We start from the raw sequence: 20,798 nt of genomic DNA, 5'->3' as shown, positions 1-20,798 counted from the left end.
TCATAATAACGAGCGAAACGCCCGACCTAATCGCAAGGCATGGTGTCCATTACATCTCGGTCAGACAGCCACAACAACTGGAGATCGACATGAACACATCCAACGAAACCGTCAATCATGAGGAACCCGACGCCGGACGCCGCACTTTGCTGAAGATGACCGGCGTCGGGGTCGCAGCGCTTGGCGTCGCATCGGTCGCCGGCGCACCCGCGTTCGCACAGGGAAATGCAGAATGGGACAAGGTCTTCCCGAAGAGCAGTAAGGTCGACCACGAGAAGGTGAGCTTCCAGAACCGCTATGGCATCACCCTGGTCGGCGATCTCTATCTGCCGAAAAACCGTAGCACCGGTACTCTGCCGGCCATTGTGGTCGGCGGCCCGTTTGGCGCGGTGAAGGAGCAATCCTCAGGCCTCTACGCTCAGACCATGGCGGAACGTGGTTTCATCACGATCGCGTTCGATCCGTCCTATACGGGCGAAAGCAGCGGCGAGCCGCGGAATGTCGCATCCCCGGACATCAACACCGAGGACTTCAGCGCTGCGGTGGACTTCATCGGACTACGCCCTGAAGTGGACCGCGAGCGGATCGGTGTGATTGGCGTTTGCGGTTGGGGCGGCATGGCGTTGAACGCCGTCGCCGTGGACAAGCGCGTCAAGGCCGTCGTTGCCAGCACCATGTATGACATGACGCGCGTCATGTCCAAGGGCTACAACGACAGTGTAACTCTAGAACAGCGTACACAAGCGCTGGAGCAAATGAGCAGCCAGCGTTGGGCGGACGCCGAAAAAGGAACTCCGGCCTATCAGACGCCTTACAATGTACTCAAGGGTGGCGAAGCGCAGTTCCTGGTCGATTATCACGACTATTACAGCAAGCCGCGCGGGTACCATAAGCGCGCGGTCAACTCGGGCAACGCCTGGACGCAGACCACCCCGCTGTCGTTCATGAACATGCCGATCCTGACTTACATCAAAGAAATCTCGCCGCGCCCGGTCCTGTTCATTCACGGTGAGAAGGCTCACTCTCTGTACTTTGCGGAAACCGCTTATGCCGCGGCCGCGGAGCCTAAGGAATTGGTGATTATCCCGGGAGCGAACCACACCGACCTCTATGACAAGGTTGACGTCATCCCGTTTGATAAGCTTCAGCAGTTCTTCGACCAGCACCTTAGCGTCTAACATCTGGCGAATGCGATCGTGCTACCGGATGGGCGTCACTGCTCTCATCCGGTAGCTTGGCAGCAGCCTGATTGCCCTAACATTCGTTGCAGTGGCCTTGTCAGTCACCTTGGGCGGCAGGAACGATCAGCTCCGTTGATTGCGGACATGCGATGGCTCACTCAGCATCGTGCCCGCGTCGCTGTCAAATCGCCCCTTGGCGCCACAGGATCAATCATCCACCCCGGAACACACCCTTTGCGGACTTCTCGGGACCCGTTAAACGTACCGCTGGAACAGCGAGGGCGCGATGGTCAGGGGCAGAAAGCCGAAACGAGGCGATATCGTTAGGATCGACATTGGAAACGGAAAGCAATTTCACGCCGTCGCCCTAACACATCCGCTATTCGCCTTTCTCGACGGTGTTTTCGAACGTGAAGAACCGGTTCAAGACGTGCGAGATCTGCGGTTCTCTTCAAGTTATGGGTGATGGACAGTGCGGCGGAGTCCGGGCGATGGCCCGTCCTCGGAAAGGTTGACCTACCCACAGTCTCCGCGTTGGACGGCGCAATGTTTTTCAAGCAAGACCGGATTTCAGGCCAAATATCAGCGTATGATGCCATCGCGAATGCCGAGTCCCGGCTCAGCTTTGAAGAGGCAGACCGCCTAGAATGCGCGGCTGTTTGGAGTCCCGAGCATGTCGAAGATAGACTTCGTGATCATCTGAACGGCATCCCGAACAAGTGGTGGGCATCAATGCGGCCCCGAAAATAGCGACGATCTACTTGTGGGAACGCCCGGTGGTGGCGCGAAGCGCCGACCGCCTCATGGCGGCAGTCTTCGAAACGCCAAACATCGTGGTCAAGGTGCGAGCGAGATGGCGCTTACGAAGAATACCTATTTACCGGTGCACGAACTGGATGAAGACGGCGATATGGATGGGAAGTGACCTTGCCCCGTTGAAATAATCCATTTTGAAGTAAGCTCTGGCCCATTGAGAGGACCAGAGGATGAAGCGCAATCGTTTCACGGACGAACAGATCATCGGCATATTGAAGGAGCACGAGGCAGGCACGCCGGTCTCGGAGCTTTGCCGCAAGCATGGCGTCAGCGATGCTAGCATCTATAAATGGAAGGCCAAGTTCGGCGGCATGGAGGTGTCCGAGGCCAAGCGGCTGAAGACGCTTGAGGACGAGAACACGAAGCTGAAACGGCTTCTGGCGGATGCGATGCTCGACAATGCTGCCTTGAAAGACCTTTTGGGAAAGAAGTGGTGACGCCCGCGGCCAAGCGGAACGCTGTCGCGCATCTGATGAGCCATCATGAGATGAGCGAACGGCGGGCGTGTAAAGCCATTGGTTTTTGCCGAATGACGGTCCGTTACGAGACCAGGCGCGACAATGATCATGAGCTTCGCGAGCGAATGAAGGCGTTGGCGCATGAACGTCGCCGCTTCGGATATCGGCGCATTCATGTGCTGCTCCGGCGGGAGGGTCACCTCGTGAACCACAAGAGGCTCTTCCGGCTCTATCGGGAGGAGAAACTGACGGTGCGCAAGCGCGGCGGTCGCAAGCGAGCGATAGGCACGCGAGCGCCGATGCTGGTGCCGATGGTGGCCAATGATCGTTGGTCGCTGGACTTCGTGTCGGATCAGTTCACCGATGGGCGCAGATTGCGGATTCTGACCGTCGTCGATGATTGCACGAGGGAGTGCCTGGCGCTCGTCGCCGATACATCGCTTTCCGGTCTTCGCGTCGCACGGGAGCTTGACCGGATTATCGAGGAGCGCGGCAAGCCGAGGATGATCGTCAGCGACAACGGCAGCGAGTTCACCAGCAACGCGATCCTGCAATGGGCGGACCGGACCAAGGTTGACTGGCATTACATTGCGCCTGGCAGGCCTATCCAGAACGCTTTTATCGAAAGCTTCAACGGGCGGCTGCGAGACGAGTTCTTGAATGAAACTCTGTTCTCGTCGCTTGCTCACGCCCGGTCTGCGCTTTCAAACTGGCGTAGCGATTACAACGATCAACGCCCTCATTCAGGCCTTGGCTGGCTGACACCGGCCGAATTCGCTCAGACACTCAACCCGCGACGTGATGCGGTGCTGCGCAGCCGAAATGGCTCCGCACCGCAACCCGCCGCTACCGAACCAACAACAGCAACCAAAAACCGCTGGAGCGAACTCAAAACTGGATAAAACTTGGGGGCAAGGTCAGAAGGCATGCGCAAGATAGTGGAATTTCGCCCAAGCGCCACGGTAGCGGATTTGGACGAGGGAATATCCGGAATGTCGATCTTGCTGAGAAGTTTGTCGCTGTTGGTTGGAATCACATTGGCGGCGCCTGCCTCTGGCAACTGCTTGAGCGCTAAAGAAACCAAATACGGCGTGCTGCTTACAAGAGAAGCGCCTTTCTATTCCGTGCTCTACAAGCCGGACGGTTCGGGTCTCACCGAACAACGGCTGATGGAGCGCAACCGTTCACTGCAGCCGGTGTCGGCTGTATATTTGCACCCCTTGCTCGTCGAAAAGAGAGTTAGTCCCAGCGGGACGCATGAGCTGAAATACGCGAATGCGATTGCGTTAGACGATCTACCACAGAAGAAGAACTGGCAATCCGAGACGACACTTTTCATCAATGGCAAAAAATCCGTTTCGGGCGCCACTATTATTAGGTTCGACGGCTGGGGAGAGGAAACGATTGCTTCTTGTTCCTACAGGGTTTGGGCCATTAATAGCCGTCTCGAACTGACGGGATTGCCTCCGATTATTTTTGAACAATACTATTCCCCCGAGCTTCGTGTCGTTCTTCGTTCGGTAAGGCTGGGCCCCTCCAACCAGCCGTTGAGCGAGGTTCGATTTGATCGGTTCCAAATTGGCTGGGGCAACTGATTGATCGTGGCCGAGCCTGCTAACTGACTTAAAAAGCGGGAATGTTACACCGGAACGCGATTGACATCGGGAGGTAAGCAGAACGAAATTGAAGCGACCGCTGCGCCGGGCCCTGGCACCCTCTCCCGCCTTCACCCTCAGCAACTCCAACAGCCACCGCGCGCGCCACGCCGAGAACTTGGAGCGCTTCGCTCGGCATCACACTCACCCTCCATTAAAGCCAGCCGTAAGGAAAGGACCACCTATGACCCGCATCGCAGATAGAGTTATGAAAATCTGCGACGCTGAAGAAGCGAACTTGCAGAGGCAAATCGCCAGCGATCCCGACGCTCCAGAGGGGACGGATGAACAATTGGCCAAGGCCAAACCCTTTGCGGAAGCCCTTCCCGAGTTGGCCGAGTCCACCAGGAAGAACCTGGGCGGCCGCCTAAGTCCGATAATCCTAAAAGGTCGCCGTGAGCATTCGGCTCGATCCAGAAGTCATTGATACTTTCAAAGCCGAAGGCGAAGGCTGGCAAAGCCGGATAAATGAGACGCTGCGGAAGGCGGTAGGGCTATAGCACTCCGCGGCTCCGTTTATCACTGCCCCACAAATGCAGACTTGTAGTTGAAAAATACTCGACTGTGATGCCAGCGCATACTCTATTGCGCATGTTCCGCTCAGTGTGCACCACCCGTGGTGCCGCCTCACCTGCCCGCCCGTGCCAGCGACCGTGCGATATCGACGATGTTGTCGCGCGAAGCGGTCGGGTCCTCTTTGTTCCAGGCAACACCAAGCCCGATCCGGAAGTCGATGCCCCTGACCGCCTTCAGCTCCAAGGCCCGGTTCGGCAGGCCCTCGGTCCATTCCGGCGCAAAGCCGATGCCAAGGCCGGCCGAGACCAGCGACACCAGCGAATATAGCAAAGGCCAGCTTTGTCTCAAACCAGGCGCCCCAAGTGCTTAACTGAGCCATACAGTCTTTTGGCGGCAGGCGATTCCAATGATCGCCTTACACCAAGATCTCCAGGGTGCCTTCCTGTCCGCGAGCTCTGACGGGGCGTCCAGCACCAACGCGCGCATCTTCTCAGATATCGCGGGAAACCCCTCCGCTCTTCTCGACCGCATTGATCAGCCGATGCAGTTTGACGGCGCTTTCGAACGTCGGCCTTTGGTGTGTACCGAACAAAATGTCGGAGGCAAGGAGTTCGTACAGTTTCTTGACGTTGCCAGTCAGGACATTGTCATCTGGCCCGAAGTCGCCTGGGACGAGGATAGGATGGAGGTTCTCGCCAGCTTGCGCACCAGAGAGGTTGAAGCCGCCAAGGCCCACGTAGCCAACTGGGCTGGTCAGGAGCAAGTCACCCTTGCTTCCGTTGATCTCCAGGTGGAAATTGGTCGCGCGCGACAGCCCGCCACGAAAATGGCTGGTTACCAACGCGCCGGATCCAAGTCTGCCAGTAAAGGCGATCTGGTCCGCGACGGCGAGGGGAACAACCTCCCGGCTTTCGACTATCCTTGTCGTCGCGCGTCGAGTGACGAGCGTCCCCGAGGCGCTGAGGAAGTCATCGTCCAGCGCGAACGCAAGGGCATCCATCGTGTGCGCGAACGGCACGTGCACCATGCTCGCGCCATTGGAAGGATCCAGCGTATACCGGAAGGCATCCTCGAGTTCCTCTCCCCAGGTGATCCCGGAGCCGATCACGGAGGCGGAAAGAACCTCACCGACAAACCCGTCGGCGACAAGCTTCCTCATGTGCCCGATGGTCGGGTTTGCCCGGGTCTGAAGACCGATCATCGTGTAGACCCCCTTGGCGGCGGAAAGCTCATTCATAGCTTCCGCATCCCGGAGGTTCATGCCGAGAGGCCACTCGCAGAATACCGATTTCCCCGCCTCGAGGGCGGCGGTCACGAGCTGGAGGTGTTCCGGCACCCTGACTGTAACGACGACGAGGTCGACATCGGGATGGTTCACGAGTTCCTCCGTCGATGAGACAGCGTGGTCAAAGCCGAACTTCTGTGCCGCTGCTCGTGCGACTTCGACCCGGTTATGGCTTAACGCCGAAAGCCGAAACTGCGGCAGGTCCCGAAGCGCGGGAACATGGGCGGTCGATGCCCAACCACGGTCGGGGTGTACCCCGATGATGCCAACTCTTATTGCTGTTTGGGCCATTGGATGCGCTCCCGAATGGTATAATGGAGTACGAGCTTTGTGATCCGCCACTGTCCGTCCGTCAGCTCCCACGTTTCGCGGATAGGGAACCCAAAGGTCACTCGGTGATCTTGACGAAGCCCTGCTGCACGAGCTGTATTGTTCGCGCCATGGCGTCGAGATTGATCTTGATGCGGGGCAGAAGATCCGCGTTGCCCCAGCCGTTCACCTTTGCAGTCGCGCCGCAAAGCTCGACATTCACGCCTATATCGATAAGGTCCGCGACCAGTTTCTTGTACGGGTTGCCTGTGGCGATGTTGCGCGACGAATTGTAGGCCGCATCGTCAAGCGTGACGTGGCCCGCGTTGGTATGGAACACCACGACCACTTCAGACGTCGCTTTCCAGTTTGCGATGTCCGTCGTGATCAATTGCAGATGGAACAGAGCCGCGGGCAAGTCGCCCTCGAACTCCAGACCTCCGATGCTGTGCACCGACTTCACCTCTTGCAGTTCAACCGGGATATCGATGAACAGAACGCTTTGCGTTTTCGACATAATCGTCTCCATTGAGTGGATTGGGTCTGTGAACAAGCCCAGGACGCCACTCGAGACGTCCCGGAGGCGCGCCAGGGGTACCTGAGGAGGAGCGCGCCGGGAAAGTTTGGATGAAGCTCGAAGCTAGACGCCGGCGTAGACGAGCTTCGTGAAGAACGCTGGATCAATCACGAACTGACCCCACTTCGCATCGAACGCCGCCGTGGGCTTTGCCTCGACCACCTCGTCGAGCGAGCGTCCCTGGCGTTTCAGTTTTGCCACGTTCTCGCGGATTGCGACCAGCATGTCGCGGAAGTCACCCAACTCGGCGCGGTTGCTCACCGGATTTCCATGACCCGGAATGATGATGGTCTTATCGGTGGACGCGGCGAGGTTCGCCTCCGATGCAGCGATCATTCCGTCGATGCTGCCGCCCGTCGAGTGATCGATGAACGGATAAATGCCATTCCAGTAGGTGTCCCCGACGTGAAGGACGTCCGCCTCGCGGAACATGACTGAGATGTCGCCGTCGGTATGGGCCGGACCATAGTATTTGAGGACGGCGGTTTCGCCGTTCAGCTTGAGCGTGTGCTCCCTGGAAAAGACATGCTGCGGCTCTCCGCTTTTCGCGACCGGGAGGAAATTGTAGTCCCAGTCTTCCACGCGCTGTACCTGCGACAGGTACCTGCGGGTGTTTTCATGCGCTATGATATCTGCCCCTTGGGACCCGATCCAGGCATTCCCGTCTGCGTGGTCGAAATGCCAGTGGGTATTGATCAGGTGGGTGACGGGGGCTGGCGAGATTTCCGCGAGCGCCTTGCTCATCTGCTTGCGGGACACACTGATGCCCGCGTCCACCATAACGAGGCCGTCCTTGCCGCTCAGTACCGCGACGTTGCCGCCGGAACCTTCGAGAATGGTAATGCCGTTTCTCAGCTTGTGGGTGGCGATGGCGGATTTGGCGGCGCTGTCCTTTATGAGGCTGACGAGGCCGCGTGCCTCGGCGTAAGCGTCGCGGGGGCTCAACCACCCTCCGGTGGCGGCAAATCCCGCCACCCCAATACAGCAAAGGCAAAATCCACGGCGGGAGAGCATGTGTTCGGATTTCATGACATACCTTTCCGCAGCCGGTCTCGAGCGAACCGACGGCTTCGAACTGAAGTTGGGGAGGTCGAAGGACAGGCCTCGCGGGGCGGCCCGCCCGGCGGTCAGCCCTTGATGAAGGCCAATAGGTCAGTGTTGATCACGTCGGCGTGCGTCGTGAACATCCCATGCGGGTAGCCGTCGTAGACCTTTAGCTTCCCGTTCTTGAGCAACTTCACCGACAGCTCCGCGGAGTCGCCGATGGGAACCACCTGGTCGTCGGTGCCGTGCATTACGAGGACCGGGACGTCGATGACCTTCAGGTCTTCCGTGAAATCGGTCTCGGAGAAGACCTTGATGCACTCGTAATGCGCGTTCGCGCCGCCCATCATGCCCTGACGCCACCAGTTTCGTATGGTGCCTTCGGAGACGGTCGCGCCGGGGCGGTTGAAGCCATAAAACGGCCCGCTCGCGATATCGAGGTAAAGCTGCGCTCGGTTGGCGGCCAAAGCCGCGCGGTAGCCGTCGAAGACCTCGATCGGAAGTCCGCCTGGATTCTTATCGGACTTGACCATGACCGGAGGGATGGCGGAAATGAGGACCGCTTTCGCGACCCGGCCCCTGCCGTGTCTGGCGACATACCTGGTGACTTCGCCGCCGCCCGTCGAATGGCCGATGTGAACGGCGTCGTGGAGGTCGAGAGCCTCGGCCAGGGCCGCGACGTCGGCTGCGTAGGTATCCATGTCGTTGCCGCCGGACGTCTGGCTCGAGCGGCCATGGCCCCTGCGGTCGTGGGCGATGACCCGGAACCCCTTGCCGAGGAAAAACAGCATCTGGTTGTCCCAATCGTCGGCGCTGAGTGGCCAGCCATGGTGGAATACGATCGGCTGACCGGAACCCCAGTCCTTGTAGAAAATCTGCGCACCGTCTTTCGTCGTGATGCTGCTCATGATCTCACTCCCGGTTTCGATGTTTGCATTGATCGGATTTGAAGAGGCCGTGGCTGCAAATGCCTGAATCGGCAGGGCGGCGAGTGTCGTGGCGGCCGTTCCCAGTAAGACCTCCCGTCTCGTCACAGCAGGTATCGGAAAATGTTCTCTCGAAGTCATGGTCCTGTCCCTTTTTCGGCCGGGTGGCTCTGCGCGAGCGAAGGTCTTCCGTCCGGCTTCCTGTGTTCGCCCAGGCTCAAATTGCAGGGCGGTCAGCCAACGACTGGCGCGGCCGCGGCCCACTCTTTGCGCGTGGTCGGATTACCGTCGATCGTCTCGACGATGTCTTTGGATTTGGAAAGAGTGGTCAACAAAGACTTCGGCCCCTCGAACGGCCTGCCGCCGATGTGCCAGCCATCCGTGTGCAGTTCCTCGATCAGTACCCAGACGACCTCGCGGAAGGCCTCCGAGCCTTCGAACTTGACCATGACATCGGTCAGCGCCTTGGCCATGGCGTGCTTTTCCTCTGGCGTGAAGACGCCGTCGACGAGCTTTACGTTTACGAATGGCATAGCTTTTTTCCTTGGCTGGGGTGAGACGCCCTCCTAGGCGGCGACGTCGATGACGATCTTTCCGTTGGCGGTGCGGTTTTCGACTTCGGCATAGGCTTCGCCGATAGTCTCGAAGCTATAGCGGCGCGGGTCGAGGAGAGGAGTGATCTTTCCGGCTTCGGCAAGGCGTTTTGCCTCGCGCAGGATCGCCCCGTGATGCGCGCGGCCTTCTCCGGTCAGGATCGGCAGAAGCGTGAACACGCCCGAGTAGCTTGCGGCCCGGAAGGAGAGCGGCCCGAGCGAATGGGTGCCCCATCCGAGGCAACTGACGACGTGGCCGAACCTGCTCACGGCATTGAACGCAGCATCAATCCCTGCCCCGCCGACGGTATCATAGACGACATCGAAGCCGCGCCCGCCCGTGTGGTCCTTCACGTACTCCTCGACGGTAGTCTGATGGCGGTCGATCGCGGTCGCGCACAGCTCTTCGATCTGCCTCTGCTTCGAGGCCTTGTCCACAGCGAAGACCTCGGCTCCGAAAGCGCGTGCGATCTGGATTGCTATATGACCGACGCCGCCCGCACCGATTACAAGTACCTTTTGCCGTGCTTGCACCGCGGCGCGATCAACCAACCCTTCCCAGGCGGTTATGAATACCAGGGGCAGAGCTGCTGCCTCGCGCATGGTGAGGTTGATTGGCTTAGGGGCCAACAGATCGGCATCGACCGAGACGAAAGTCGCCAATGAACCCTGCAGGCCGCCAACGCCGCCAGTCAAACCAAAAACCTCGTCCTGCGGCTTGAATGCCGTGACGCCAGGACCCACTGCCTCGACGACCCCGGCTAAGTCCATTCCAAGGATGGCGGGTAACGGGTGGCGGGCGTGCGGAGCCTGTCCGCTCTTGATCTTGAGATCGAGCGGGTTGACGCTGCTTGCCTTGACGCGGACGAGAACCTCCCCCGCCGCGGGAGCCGGGCAGACCATCCGGGTCCGAACAAGGTCCGAGTTCGTTTCGGTGAGGACGAGCGCGTCCATTTCGGTAGGAGTGGTGGTCTTCATCGGTATGCCTTTTATGCTGCACTGCCGACAATCCGGCGACGGGCAGAAGATGGCAGACCAACACGGTCACCAGCCAGTGAATCGTGGTGAATTCTTGTGACGGGCCGTGGGGGATGGCAGGTTTCGGTCAGGGATTTTCGGTCAGCATTGCCCTCGCCGTCCTCAAGTCGGCGGTATCGAAACCTTCGCTGAAACGGTCGTAGACCGCGGCCAAAAGCTCTCGAGCCCCAATCCTGTCGCCCCGCCCGCGAGACGAACGAGCCAGACTCATGACTCCTCTGAGCTCCAGGGAAAGCGCGTCCTGCTGTCGCGCAAGCTCGATGGACTGGAGATAGAACCGCTCGGCGATGTCGCCGTCTCCGCGCTGAAAAAAGATGTCGCCCTTCAGACGATAGAGCTCCGTGATGTACCAGAGTTCGTCCTTCTCTTCGCTCGAACCAATGGCCGCATCCACGAGTGCGCGCGCTTCGGCGTGCTCGCCAAGCGAGGCGAGGCCCTCGGCCAGGGAGCAGACAAATCTGACGTTGTAGAGATTGAAGAGCTTGACCCGGCGCAGGTCCGCCAGTCCGTTGCGAAGAAGTGGAACGCCTCTTTCGGGAAGTCCCCGCTGGATCAGCAGAGCCGCTTTCCAGCAGCGGCCGAACACCTCCCATGGACCGAGCCCATTTAGTTTCGCCAGGTCGAGTAGTTCTGTGATCGCGGAATCAGCCGTCGCAAGGTCCCCGACATGAACGAGGATTGGGCACGACCATCTGGCCAACGCTTCGCATAGGGAGATCGCGTGACCAGAGGTACGAGCCGCTTCGACGGCGGCGGCGGCGGCGCGAACGGCCTGATCCGGGAAGCCCTGCATCCACAAGAGCTGAGCGGGCTGTATTCGGGCCGAAACGGACTGACCGAACCTGAACCTTACGGAACCACCGGGTGGAATATCCGTGAATACATCGCGCGCCAGCATGAGATCGGCATGGCGACGGGCACCTCGGAAGTCTCCCGTGCAGAAGAGCGTCATGCTCAGCATCCGGTCGCCGATGAACTTATCGAGACCGCTTTGAGCAAGCCTCACGAACCGATCCGCGTTATCGAGCGATGCTCGATATTCACCCATACCGACCTGTGCGACCCACAAGCCCCAAAGGGCTTCTGCCTGAGCGTCGATATCTCCCAAGTGTTCGGCAATCTCCAGCGCCTTGGCGAACGCCGCCGGCGCCTGGGGCGCGAATCCGACCTTGAAAGCCTGTGCGAGACCAAGCGCTCGATAAAGATGCATGACCTGACGAGCGCGCCCGTCCCGCCTTTCCCCCGGATCGACGCCGAGTAGCGCACGTTGCACACACGCCAGGCACTCATCCACCAGAGACAATTGATACCACAGCGGAACTGCGGCAACCGTCAGCGCGATGCCCATCTCGGTGTCGCCGTCATCCGAATATGCCCAATCGAGGACGTAGCGGACGTTGTTGATATGGGTGCCGTATTTGGATAGCCATTCCTCGCTCGACAGGGTCTCGATTTCTTCGTGCGAATGCTCAAGGGTCTCGCAAAGGTATTTTGCGAGGCGTTGTACGACGGGACCGACCTCCCCTTCTTCCTGCAACTTACTAAGAGCGAAAGCACGTGTCGTATCGAGCAAACGGTATCGTGCGGCCTTGCCGTGCGTGTCGACAGCGAGAAGGGATTTTGCGACGAGTTGCGCGAGTTGAACGGGGGCATCGCGCTCGTTTGCGACGGAGTCGAAAGTGACGGCGGCGGCAGCCTCGCGACTGAATTCGCCAGCGAATGCCGCGAGGGCACGCAACACCGTTTGCTCCTCCGTGGAGAGCGCCCCATAGCTCCAGTCGATCATGGCGGCCAACGTCTGGTGGCGTGGAAGAGCGGTGCGCCGTCCACCCGTCAGCAGTCGTAGACGATCATTGAGAAGCTCGGCTATTCCCCGCGTGCCGAATGCTTCAACGCGACCCGCGGCAAGCTCGATAGCCAGGGCGATACCGTCGAGCTGACGACATATATGGGTGACGATCGGCGCTTCGTCGTCATCGAACGCATACTCGCTTCCTGACGACGTCGCTCGATCAACAAAAAGGCGAATGGCTGGAAATGCCAAAGCATCGGCCGCGGTCAGGCCCGCGCCGAGCGGCGGCATATCGAGCGGCGGGAGCCTGTAGACGCTCTCGCCCTCCACCCGCAAGGCCTCGCGGCTGGTCGCCAGAACGCTGATGCCCGGCGCCTCCCGAAGCAAGGTCTCCGCTAGTCGAGCGGCGGCATCGAGTACGAGCTCGCAATTATCAAAGACCAGAAGCATATGCTTGTCACGCAGGTGCGCGCTCACGAGGGAAATCGGATCGCCAGTTATCTCCGGGAGCCGAAGCAGTGACGCCAACACCGACGGAAGTGACGAAGGATGCGACAGTGGTGCCAAGTCCACAAAGCACACGCCGTGTTGATACGATGACGATAGTTCCTCTGCCACGCGAACGCCGACAGTTGTCTTTCCGATACCGCCCGGACCGACAACCGTGACAAGACGGAATCGTTGAATTCGACCTTCCAGAATCCCGATTGCCTCCTCCCGTCCGATCGGCCGCGTCAGTTGCTTTGGAAGGTTGTTAGGCGCGGCCTCCTCGACGGGGTGGATTTTGACCTCGGAACGGGAAAGCGGAGCGATGAACCGATAACCGCGCGATGGGACGGCGGCAATGTATCGAGCGGCGGATTGGTCTTCGCCCAGTGCCTTCCGAAGCACGGCGATCTGCGCTCTGAGGTTCGACTCCTCGACTATCGTGTTCGGCCAGGCACGCGAAATCAGTTCGTCCTTTGTCACGAGCTCGCCCGGCCGCTCGGTCAGCGCGATGAGGATTTCGAGCGCCCGCGAGCCGACTGCCACCGGCTCCTGGTCTTTGACAAGGAGGTGACGCCCCGGGTACAGCCGGAATTCGCCGAAGGATGTCGCTAAATTCGGCGCAGCGGTTGCGTTAAGTAGTGCCTTCCCTTCCATTCTGATCTGCCCTGACAACGGAGCGGTGCCAGCCTGGACACCGAGTAATGCCGCGTATTCTGGTCGAACCAGTCGGGTTCGAGGATGACAGCACAATACAAACATCGCTTGAGAAATGTAGGGTAACGTCGTAGCGGGCCGTCCATCTTCCTTTAGGGGGATCAGTACATGCCGTGCCGCCGTCAAGCACCGAAAGGCACCGCGAGATACAACACTGTGCTTCACGTTATTACAATATCTAAACCCGTCAACAACGCGCTCATTCGCCACAAGATTTCGGCCCTCTCCGGGTCGATCGCATACGGCCGCACCCCGAAGGGTCTGTCGGTCTGAACGGACGCGATATCGCAGTTCTCGCAGTAGACCCCGCCTGATGAACTCAGCGCCGGGGAAGTTGCGCACCAGACCGACGTCGCCGCCCCCTGCTCCGGGGTTTTCTTATCCATCGTCGGATCAATCACGGGAGTCCCATCCGCTTCGAGCGCGCCGAAAGCGTCGAACTCGGATCGGGATAGGTGGCGAATACCGGGGGTGACAATCATTCCGGGATGGACAGAAAAGGCACGAACACCATGCCCACGGCCGCGCCTGTCGAGCGATACCGAGAAGAGGGCAGTCGCTGTCTTGGATTGGCCGTAGGCCATCCACTTGTCGTAGGGACGGCGCGCGAAATCGATATCCTCGAGATCGACATCGGACATCTGATGGCCCCGTGACGACAGGACGACCACTCTGGATGTCCCGGCGGCGAGCAATGCTGGCCATAACCGCACGGTGAGCTCATAGTGTCCAAGGTAATTGATCGAGAAATGGCCCTCTCTACCACGTTTGTCGCGGAAGAGCGGCTGCGCCATTATCCCTGCGTTTAGAACGAGAATGTCGAGCCGACCCTGGTGCTCAAGGAAAGCTTTCGCAAAGGCTTTAACCGATGCGTGATCTGCGAGGTCGAGGGGCCAAACCTCAATCCCGCCGATCCCGTTCAATGCCGTGCGGGCGGCGACGGGGTCAAGAGCGGTAACATGTACGCTCGCCCCCGACATTCGAAGCGCGCGGGCTGTCTCCAGCCCAAGACCGGACGAACCGCCAGTGACAAGAGCAACCCGCCCCGTCAGGTCCAGATTGCGAGCTACCTCCGTAGCCGACGCGGCGGCCCCGAAACCGGTCAGAAGTGGTTGTTGGACCCCTCGCATTCCGCCCCACGAGTTTAATCGCGACCGACGATCGGCGCTGGGGCACCGTACCTCTTTTCCGGGTCGCTGTCGCTGCGGTGAGGTGAAACGCAACACGGCAGTCGTTGCTCGGGCTACGTCGGCTCCCGACTTCGGCTGGATTGCCCGCTCGATGAATCTTCAATGCTCGCCAACTGCCGTCGCGAGATCTCGGCTCGGCGCCAGGGTAGAAACGAACAAAAAAAGGCCGGGTCGAACTCGCACCGACCTTCCGCATCGTCGTTCAATCACCAGCGCCAGCACATCGGTGGTCAAGAGCTAGGAACGACGCGGCGTTGCGGCCAATGCCGCGACGAATTATTGCGAGTGAGTCGGACTTCGGTCCGATGGTGGACAGCAATCTCTCTGCTAATTTCCGTTCCGCTGAGACTGCAAAACTCAGCACGAAAAGGGTGTCTGCCCCTGATCCGGAGCACCCTTTTCAAACTCGTTTTCGGGAATCCCCCTTAACCCTCAGCACCAACGTTTCGCGGGCGGCCAACCCGCAGATGCGCTTCGTAGAGCGCCTTCTGATCAAAAGCGTTGATCATCCGGCCACCTGTATGACCAAGGCGGTCACGGCCGCGATGAGGCCGGCGACTGTCACCGAAAACATCATGACGAGATTTGCCGTCTCGCAGACGCGGGAATGGGAGGGAATGAACGGGTTGTGCATGTCTATGCCGCCGCGTCGTTTTGGCGTTGCCGCATGGTCGGCGGACGCTCATGGTTGGCGGGTGGTTGAGGAGATTTACGCAGACCGGCGGCGTGGTAACGCGTCCGCCACAGCAGATGTGGCCTTGTGCCGAGAGCTGCAGCAATCGCCCGCTCACCTGCCATGTTGGGTTCCCGGAGCGTCGTTCCGGCGGTTCCACGAGGTAGCTTAATGGCATCTAATTCTCCATAGAAAAAGCCGCTCGAAGGCGGCTGCAAATTTAATCGTGATGGTGACGAGGCGCGGGGCTATGCCCATCCGGTTCCATCGCTGATCAAAGGGGATGCCGGGGTCTTCTGGTGCCTCGGTTGGCGGCAGATTGGTTTCGTCTTCTGCGTCAGGCACGGGTGTTGGGTCGCCGGCGGGGGCGTTGGTCTTGGTCATAAAGTTTCCTTTGATTAAACGGCGAAGAGCGACAGGTCGCTCAGATCCGCGTCTTCGTAAGTGCTGCGGGCCCGTGACCCCTTGGCGGCGACAAGCTCGATGATTGGCATAGGATGAAATTTCCAATTCGAGGTTATACCGAAGAAGCGACCCACGCTGGTCCAAGCCTTTTTACGGGAAATTGACGACCGGCCGGGGGTGTGCGACTTTGGTGTGAAACGTGAGGGTCCGACAATGGTCGACATAGTCAGAGAAGGCTCTTTTAGAGATGGTTTCGAAGTTGGCTACAGAACCGTACGCGGGACAGCCGTAGCCCTTCCTAGTATTCCGGAACAACCTGCCACTCGCGGTAACAGCACACCGTTTCTGATGGGAGTGCGCAGAGGCATTGAGGGTGCCTTGGGTAAGGATATCGACGACTCGTCGCAGGACTAACGCCCAAAGCCACCCTCGCTCTTGATCGCCTTCCGGCTGGAGTTGACTAACGACGCCGCTTCCCGCGCCGTTTTGTTGGCGGTCCAAACTCTTTCAGCGCCCACGGCTCCCCCTGCTCAGGGTGGCGCGGTATTTCTAAAAAGGCGTCACCCAATCGCCGCCAAGCTGATTCAGCATCCTCCATCGATGGACAGTGGTAGGCATCCGTCTCGATTCCGAGATCGGCCAGTTCGTCGAAGAAATCGTGGCCGCTGGAGAACACGAAAAACCACTGGTCGAGCCCATCGGTCGAGCGCCGCTTGCCGGCCCTTCGTCTGACTGGCATATCAGCGCCTCGATCCGTAATCGGCCGTACGCGGGGAGCGTGGCGCGTCCGGACCATCCACGCCATCTAGGGCGAGCTCGCGCAGCAGTCGAGCGAAGGCGATGCGCGCGTTCTGCATGATGCCGACTTCAGGTCTCTCTTTTGGTTGGCCGAAACGGTCCGTGAACGTCTGGCCTCGTCATGGCTGCCTGAACAAGAACGTGATGCTGGGGCTGGTCGAGATCCTTGAACAGATTGAGGACGCGCCGAAGCGAATCCTTTGATCTTTCCCGCCGGCTATTGCGCGCACTTCTGCAGCACACGCGTCGGGCAACTGATTGATCATGGCCGAGCTTGCTAACTGACTTAAAAAGCGGAATGTCACGCCAGAACGCGATTAAGAACGGCGGCCGCGGCCCCTCGGCACACGCTCCGGCCTCAGTCTGCTCCGCAGCCCATGACGCATGGCCAAGAGAGCGGAAAAAGGCCGCCGGCCAATCGCGTCTCTTGAGCTGCTGCCGCGCTGTCATCGTCAAGCGCCTCCGCTCGCGATCAGCGCATCCCGTGCGGCACGAAAGGCATCCTGCAGCGCCTTTTGACCTTCGAGCCCCTCAAAGGCGTAGCGAACAGATGTCCCCGCTGGCAACGTGGGCAACGCCCTTTGATACCAGTTAAAGCGGGAACTGTCGTTTCGTCGTATTCCGTTTTCATCTCCGGATTCCCTCGATCGCGCGGTCAAAGGCGGTTAACTGCCCCACGCGGAGTCCGCTCGTCTCACTGTGTCGATTGGTTTTGCCAGCGCGTCCTCAATTTTGAGCGCTCGGCTCAGCCTACCAAGGCACGAACATCTCCAAGGGGATGCCCTGTATGTAATTTAGGCACGCTGATTATTTCATCAGCAAACCGCTAAAAGCGGCTTTTTTTGGCAGCTTTTGCGATTCCTTTGGCCGAAATTGAAACCCTTGCCGCATTGCGCAATTTCGCAAGTTTACCTGTAATGCCGGTCAAGCGATCGGGACAACTCGCCCTTCGTAACACCGAAAACTGCATAGCGATCCCTCTGCTGACCTGCAATCGCGGGAGTGGCGAAGCTGTGCCTGACACGGAGACGGCAGCCATGTCGAAGTTAAAAACCACCATACTCACGGGCTTCCTCGGAGCCGGAAAGACGACGCTACTCAATAAGATTCTTTCGTCCGAGAGCACCGAGCGTGTTGCGGTTATCGTCAACGAATATGGAGAAGTGGGCATCGACGGCCAACTTGTCGTGCAGACGAACGATCAGATCGTGGAACTGAACAACGGATGCATTTGCTGCACCGTCCGCGACGACCTCATCGCGGCGATTAGAGCCCTGCTTCAGTCGGGCCGCCAGATCGATCGTTTCATCATCGAGACGTCGGGACTAGCCGATCCGGCCCCCGTCATCCAGTCGTTCATCCTCGACGACGTCCTGTCCGCCCGATTGGAACTGGACGCCATCGTCACCGTAGTCGACGCCCGACACATAGAAGGACAACTCGCGCAAGAAGAAGCAGTCGAACAGATCAGCTTTGCCGACGTCCTGCTGCTGAATAAGATCGATCTCGTCGACGAGGATCATCTTCTACAAGTCGAACGGGATCTGAGGCGACGAAATCCCCTGGCCCGGATCATCCCGACCAAGGATTGCGGCGTCGCATTTGAAGATGTCGTCGGCCTCGGCGCGTTCGACTTGAAGAACGTGCTCGCGATCGATCCGCAGATCCTGGAAGAACAGGAGCACGAGCACGATCAAACTATCGGATGCGTAGCTTTCCGCGAGCAAGAGCCTCTCGATCCGGTGGCGCTCAACGACTGGCTGACCCGCCTGGTGCAGGACATCGGAGCCGACCTGTTTCGGATGAAAGGCGTGCTCAGCTTCGCCGGAGAAGCCAGGCGATATGTCTTGCATGGCATCCACATGACCTTGGAAGGCCGGCCGGGAAAGGTCTGGCAACCGTCGGAGGTTCGCTCAAGCGACATCGTCTTCATCGGTCGCAACCTTGACGAGGAGATGCTGCGAGCGGGCTTCGAGCGCTGCATCGTCCAACCCCAAGCCCTGGCGTCCTGACCCATTCCACGCTTTCACACAAGGAGACACGACATGCCCCCTCTCGTTGCAGCAATGATCAGCCTTGGCGTCCTGGGCGCCATAGACACCTACATCACCGCGACCGTCTTTCCTGTTCCGGTATGGGTGACGTTTATCGCCTGGGCGTCTTTTTATGCCTGCGGCGGCGGGCAGCAGGGCCTGGTCAAGAGCGTCGTGTCCAACTGGACCGGTATCATCATCGCGTCGCTAACACTGTTGGTGATCCAATATGGACCGCAGCATCCGATCTTTGTCGCCTTACTCGTCGGTCTCGGCACCTCGGCCATGGTGATGGTGTCCTCCATCAAGATACTGAACTTCCCGCCGGCCATCGTATTCGGCTTCGCGTCCTTGGTCGGCACGACGGCCGCCACCAATACGTCTGTCGTCACGTCAGGAATGAACCATCCAACCCTCGTCGCCATGGCCGCAATGCTGCTGGGCGGCGCCTTCGGTCTTCTGTCGGAAATCGGCACGTCGCTACTTTCCACCAAGAAGCCCGCCACCGCGTAGCCACACCAATCGCTCAAGAGGAAATTTCGATGAAGCTCCAACACTACCTCGGCGGCCTTGAAGGCCTAGGCCCGGTCAGCACGGAAACGCGCGTCTTCGTGGAAACATGGGAGACCCGCATCTTCGGTATCCACACCGCAATGATGGCCCTGTCCTCTCAACTCCCGCTTCCCGCGACGCCGTCTGCATTCTCGACCATCTGGACCTGGGCGGACCTGCGCAAGGGTGCGGAATCTCTCAACCCGTTCGACTACTTCAAATACCGATACTACGAGAAGTGGCTTGGCGGCATTTCCGGCTACTTCATCGACAATGGCTACATCACCGCCGAGGAACTCGATGCCCTGACTGAGGAATACTACGCTGATCCCTCGATGCCCGTGCCGACGGCCGGCGACCAGGCGATCGACGATCGGGTCGTTCAATATCTCGTCGAAGGCGACAGCCCCAAGCGTGAGGCGGACGTATCCTTCGATTTCACCGTTGGCGACCTCGTCTCGATCAGGAATGTCCCATCGGTCGAACATACCCGGCTTCCTGGCTTTCTTCGGGGTAAGACGGGAACCGTCGAGACTGTCTACGACGGCGCCTACGTCTACCTCTGTGACACGGGAACGGACGGGATCGGCGCGGCGATGCCGGTCTACTGCATTCGTTTCGAGCCGGAGGAACTCTGGCCCACCAACGCCGAGACGAATTTCAGCCTCTACGCGGATCTCTACGCCCACTACGTGGAATCCCCACGCGCCGTCGCCGCCGAAGCCGCCTGACGCCGCAAACCAATAGGAGAACACTCAGATGACCGACCGCTTCAAATACCGCGAAGATCGCGAAGCCTACAGTGCCGCGCGCGTTAAAGCTCTCGAGGCCCTCCTGATCAAGAAAGGCGTCATCACGAACAAGACCGTCGATACCATCTTGGACTTCTTCGAAACGAAGATGGGACCGTTTAACGGCGCCAAGATCGTCGCCCGCGCATGGCTCGACCCCGCCTTCAAGGACCGCCTGGTGGCCAATACCCCAGCAGCGATTGCCGAACTCGATCTTCCGGAAGGGATGGCGGGCGCGGAGGGCGAACATATGCGCGCAGTCGCCAATTCTGCAGACGTCCACAACCTCATCATTTGCACGCTCTGCTCCTGCTACCCTTGGCCAGTCCTGGGGCTGCCGCCGTACTGGTATAAGGATCCGACATTCCGCAGCCGTGCAGCTCGCGAGCCGCGCGCGGTCTTAAACGAGTTTGGTCTGCCCGTGCCGGAGGCCATCGAGATCAAAGTCTGGGATTCCAGCGCGCAGATCCGCTGGTTCGTTATCCCGGAACGCCCGCCAGGCACCGAGGGGCTGACGGAGACGGAGCTTGAGGCTCTCGTAACCCCCGAAGCCATGATGGGCGTCGCCATCGCCAAGGCCGCTTGAGGCGGATGCGATGTTGACCCAGTTCGAACATTTCGCGGTTACGGAAATGATGGGCAAGACCGACAACCCTCCCCGAGCCAATGGTGCCCTCTGCTTCGGTTCCCAATGGGAGCGATCCTCGTTCGGAATGGCGCTTGCCCTCGCAAAGAGCGGCGCCTTCGAATGGGACGATTTCCGAGACGAACTGATCGCGACGATCAAGAATTGGGAAGATGCGCATCCCGTCGATCGCTCGAGCTGGAATTACTACGACCAGTTCCTGACAGCCCTTGAGAAGGCCGTCGTGAAGGCTGGGGTCGTCGACCCCGAAGAGATCGTGGCCGCTCTGGCGGCCTGATCTCAGTCAAATCTTGCCAAAATTGGCTCTCTACTCAAAC

20 protein-coding genes and 2 pseudogenes are annotated in these 20,798 nt (G+C 59.4%); 9 read left to right on the top strand and 13 right to left on the bottom strand.

Going from position 1 to position 20,798, the window contains the following annotated elements; all coding sequences use genetic code 11:
* Window positions 1-89: 89 nt before the first annotated feature.
* The 4 genes and pseudogenes from RL_RS30490 (at window position 90) to RL_RS30465 (ending at window position 4,610) form a co-directional block, all read left to right on the top strand.
* Window positions 90-1,178: an alpha/beta hydrolase gene (locus RL_RS30490; protein WP_011654897.1), complete on the top strand. Its 1,089-nt coding sequence runs from the start codon at window positions 90-92 to the stop codon at window positions 1,176-1,178.
* 989 nt (window positions 1,179-2,167) lie between these two features.
* Window positions 2,168-3,357 (top strand): IS3-like element ISRle4 family transposase gene (locus tag RL_RS30475; protein ID WP_122330883.1). Its coding sequence is split into 2 segments (ribosomal slippage): window positions 2,168-2,417 and window positions 2,417-3,357, totalling 1,191 coding nucleotides; the frame shifts between segments, so codons are not numbered across the junction.
* A 90-nt stretch (window positions 3,358-3,447) separates the two neighbouring features.
* Window positions 3,448-4,050 carry a hypothetical protein gene (locus RL_RS30470; RefSeq protein WP_041936959.1) on the top strand — a complete coding sequence of 201 codons (603 nt, stop codon included), beginning with the start codon at window positions 3,448-3,450 and terminating at the stop codon, window positions 4,048-4,050.
* A 244-nt stretch (window positions 4,051-4,294) separates the two neighbouring features.
* Window positions 4,295-4,610, top strand: a pseudogene (locus RL_RS30465) (BrnA antitoxin family protein).
* A gap of 127 nt (window positions 4,611-4,737) precedes the next feature.
* Here the strand turns inward: RL_RS30465 and RL_RS30460 are convergent.
* From RL_RS30460 to RL_RS30405, 13 genes and pseudogenes are all read right to left on the bottom strand, one after another.
* Window positions 4,738-4,950 (bottom strand): annotated as a pseudogene (locus RL_RS30460) (LysR family transcriptional regulator); the annotation flags it as partial.
* A gap of 166 nt (window positions 4,951-5,116) precedes the next feature.
* Window positions 5,117-6,202 (bottom strand): Gfo/Idh/MocA family protein, encoded by a 1,086-nt coding sequence (locus RL_RS30455; RefSeq protein ID WP_041936875.1) that lies wholly within the window; start codon window positions 6,200-6,202, stop codon window positions 5,117-5,119.
* A gap of 97 nt (window positions 6,203-6,299) precedes the next feature.
* Entirely contained in the window at window positions 6,300-6,737 is a 438-nt protein-coding gene (locus RL_RS30450) for a DsrE family protein (protein WP_041936874.1), read from the bottom strand.
* 123 nt (window positions 6,738-6,860) lie between these two features.
* A complete protein-coding gene (locus RL_RS30445) occupies window positions 6,861-7,826 on the bottom strand; it encodes an MBL fold metallo-hydrolase (protein ID WP_011654891.1) in 966 nt (321 codons plus the stop codon).
* 98 nt (window positions 7,827-7,924) lie between these two features.
* The gene (locus RL_RS30440; protein WP_041936958.1) at window positions 7,925-8,749 is read right to left on the bottom strand and encodes an alpha/beta fold hydrolase; all 825 of its coding nucleotides are present in this window, start codon (window positions 8,747-8,749) and stop codon (window positions 7,925-7,927) included.
* 251 nt (window positions 8,750-9,000) lie between these two features.
* Entirely contained in the window at window positions 9,001-9,300 is a 300-nt protein-coding gene (locus RL_RS30435) for a tautomerase family protein (protein WP_011654889.1), read from the bottom strand.
* A 33-nt stretch (window positions 9,301-9,333) separates the two neighbouring features.
* The gene (locus RL_RS30430) at window positions 9,334-10,338 is read right to left on the bottom strand and encodes a zinc-dependent alcohol dehydrogenase family protein (protein WP_011654888.1); all 1,005 of its coding nucleotides are present in this window, start codon (window positions 10,336-10,338) and stop codon (window positions 9,334-9,336) included.
* A gap of 127 nt (window positions 10,339-10,465) precedes the next feature.
* On the bottom strand, window positions 10,466-13,333 hold the full coding sequence (locus RL_RS30425; RefSeq protein ID WP_011654887.1) for an ATP-binding protein: 2,868 nt from the start codon (window positions 13,331-13,333) through the stop codon (window positions 10,466-10,468).
* A gap of 221 nt (window positions 13,334-13,554) precedes the next feature.
* Entirely contained in the window at window positions 13,555-14,523 is a 969-nt protein-coding gene (locus RL_RS30420; RefSeq protein WP_011654886.1) for an SDR family NAD(P)-dependent oxidoreductase, read from the bottom strand.
* Window positions 14,524-15,088: 565 nt separating this feature from the next.
* The gene (locus RL_RS41065) at window positions 15,089-15,217 is read right to left on the bottom strand and encodes a hypothetical protein (protein ID WP_018485444.1); all 129 of its coding nucleotides are present in this window, start codon (window positions 15,215-15,217) and stop codon (window positions 15,089-15,091) included.
* A gap of 2 nt (window positions 15,218-15,219) precedes the next feature.
* A complete protein-coding gene (locus RL_RS38570) occupies window positions 15,220-15,381 on the bottom strand; it encodes a helix-turn-helix domain-containing protein (RefSeq protein WP_244432410.1) in 162 nt (53 codons plus the stop codon).
* Between the two features lie 43 nt (window positions 15,382-15,424).
* On the bottom strand, window positions 15,425-15,640 hold the full coding sequence (locus tag RL_RS39785; RefSeq protein ID WP_018485445.1) for a hypothetical protein: 216 nt from the start codon (window positions 15,638-15,640) through the stop codon (window positions 15,425-15,427).
* A 481-nt stretch (window positions 15,641-16,121) separates the two neighbouring features.
* Entirely contained in the window at window positions 16,122-16,400 is a 279-nt protein-coding gene (locus RL_RS30405) for a hypothetical protein (protein WP_122330922.1), read from the bottom strand.
* 1,096 nt (window positions 16,401-17,496) lie between these two features.
* On the opposite strand from RL_RS30405, the gene RL_RS30400 reads away from it, so the two are divergent.
* Genes RL_RS30400 through RL_RS30380 form a run of 5 tightly spaced genes read left to right on the top strand, consistent with a single transcriptional unit; the run spans window position 17,497 to window position 20,758 of the window.
* Window positions 17,497-18,471 (top strand): CobW family GTP-binding protein, encoded by a 975-nt coding sequence (locus RL_RS30400; RefSeq protein WP_041936872.1) that lies wholly within the window; start codon window positions 17,497-17,499, stop codon window positions 18,469-18,471.
* 33 nt (window positions 18,472-18,504) lie between these two features.
* Window positions 18,505-19,005, top strand: coding sequence for a DUF1097 domain-containing protein (locus RL_RS30395; RefSeq protein WP_011654880.1), 501 nt, complete (start codon window positions 18,505-18,507; stop codon window positions 19,003-19,005).
* Window positions 19,006-19,034: 29 nt separating this feature from the next.
* Window positions 19,035-19,775 carry a nitrile hydratase subunit beta gene (gene nthB / locus RL_RS30390; protein ID WP_011654879.1) on the top strand — a complete coding sequence of 247 codons (741 nt, stop codon included), beginning with the start codon at window positions 19,035-19,037 and terminating at the stop codon, window positions 19,773-19,775.
* A 28-nt stretch (window positions 19,776-19,803) separates the two neighbouring features.
* Window positions 19,804-20,421 (top strand): nitrile hydratase subunit alpha, encoded by a 618-nt coding sequence (gene nthA / locus RL_RS30385; protein WP_011654878.1) that lies wholly within the window; start codon window positions 19,804-19,806, stop codon window positions 20,419-20,421.
* A gap of 10 nt (window positions 20,422-20,431) precedes the next feature.
* The gene (locus RL_RS30380; RefSeq protein ID WP_011654877.1) at window positions 20,432-20,758 is read left to right on the top strand and encodes a nitrile hydratase accessory protein; all 327 of its coding nucleotides are present in this window, start codon (window positions 20,432-20,434) and stop codon (window positions 20,756-20,758) included.
* Window positions 20,759-20,798: the final 40 nt, after the last annotated feature.

It is taken from the genome of Rhizobium johnstonii 3841 (genome assembly GCF_000009265.1).
GTDB lineage: Bacteria > Pseudomonadota > Alphaproteobacteria > Rhizobiales > Rhizobiaceae > Rhizobium > Rhizobium acaciae.
This window is presented reverse-complemented; position numbering and strand designations above follow the sequence as displayed.

Coding starts and splice junctions, on each gene's coding strand:
- RL_RS30430 (WP_011654888.1), bottom strand. CDS start 10,338: ATGAAGACCACCACTCCTACCGAAATGGACGCGCTCGTCCTCACCGAA.
- RL_RS30400 (WP_041936872.1), top strand. CDS start 17,497: ATGTCGAAGTTAAAAACCACCATACTCACGGGCTTCCTCGGAGCCGGA.
- RL_RS30395 (WP_011654880.1), top strand. CDS start 18,505: ATGCCCCCTCTCGTTGCAGCAATGATCAGCCTTGGCGTCCTGGGCGCC.
- RL_RS41065 (WP_018485444.1), bottom strand. CDS start 15,217: ATGCACAACCCGTTCATTCCCTCCCATTCCCGCGTCTGCGAGACGGCA.
- RL_RS38570 (WP_244432410.1), bottom strand. CDS start 15,381: ATGGCAGGTGAGCGGGCGATTGCTGCAGCTCTCGGCACAAGGCCACAT.
- RL_RS30490 (WP_011654897.1), top strand. CDS start 90: ATGAACACATCCAACGAAACCGTCAATCATGAGGAACCCGACGCCGGA.
- RL_RS30440 (WP_041936958.1), bottom strand. CDS start 8,749: ATGAGCAGCATCACGACGAAAGACGGTGCGCAGATTTTCTACAAGGAC.
- RL_RS30405 (WP_122330922.1), bottom strand. CDS start 16,400: ATGCCAGTCAGACGAAGGGCCGGCAAGCGGCGCTCGACCGATGGGCTC.
- RL_RS30455 (WP_041936875.1), bottom strand. CDS start 6,202: ATGGCCCAAACAGCAATAAGAGTTGGCATCATCGGGGTACACCCCGAC.
- RL_RS30425 (WP_011654887.1), bottom strand. CDS start 13,333: ATGGAAGGGAAGGCACTACTTAACGCAACCGCTGCGCCGAATTTAGCG.
- RL_RS30420 (WP_011654886.1), bottom strand. CDS start 14,523: ATGCGAGGGGTCCAACAACCACTTCTGACCGGTTTCGGGGCCGCCGCG.
- RL_RS30470 (WP_041936959.1), top strand. CDS start 3,448: ATGTCGATCTTGCTGAGAAGTTTGTCGCTGTTGGTTGGAATCACATTG.
- RL_RS30450 (WP_041936874.1), bottom strand. CDS start 6,737: ATGTCGAAAACGCAAAGCGTTCTGTTCATCGATATCCCGGTTGAACTG.
- RL_RS30435 (WP_011654889.1), bottom strand. CDS start 9,300: ATGCCATTCGTAAACGTAAAGCTCGTCGACGGCGTCTTCACGCCAGAG.
- nthB (WP_011654879.1), top strand. CDS start 19,035: ATGAAGCTCCAACACTACCTCGGCGGCCTTGAAGGCCTAGGCCCGGTC.
- RL_RS39785 (WP_018485445.1), bottom strand. CDS start 15,640: ATGACCAAGACCAACGCCCCCGCCGGCGACCCAACACCCGTGCCTGAC.
- RL_RS30380 (WP_011654877.1), top strand. CDS start 20,432: ATGTTGACCCAGTTCGAACATTTCGCGGTTACGGAAATGATGGGCAAG.
- nthA (WP_011654878.1), top strand. CDS start 19,804: ATGACCGACCGCTTCAAATACCGCGAAGATCGCGAAGCCTACAGTGCC.
- RL_RS30445 (WP_011654891.1), bottom strand. CDS start 7,826: ATGAAATCCGAACACATGCTCTCCCGCCGTGGATTTTGCCTTTGCTGT.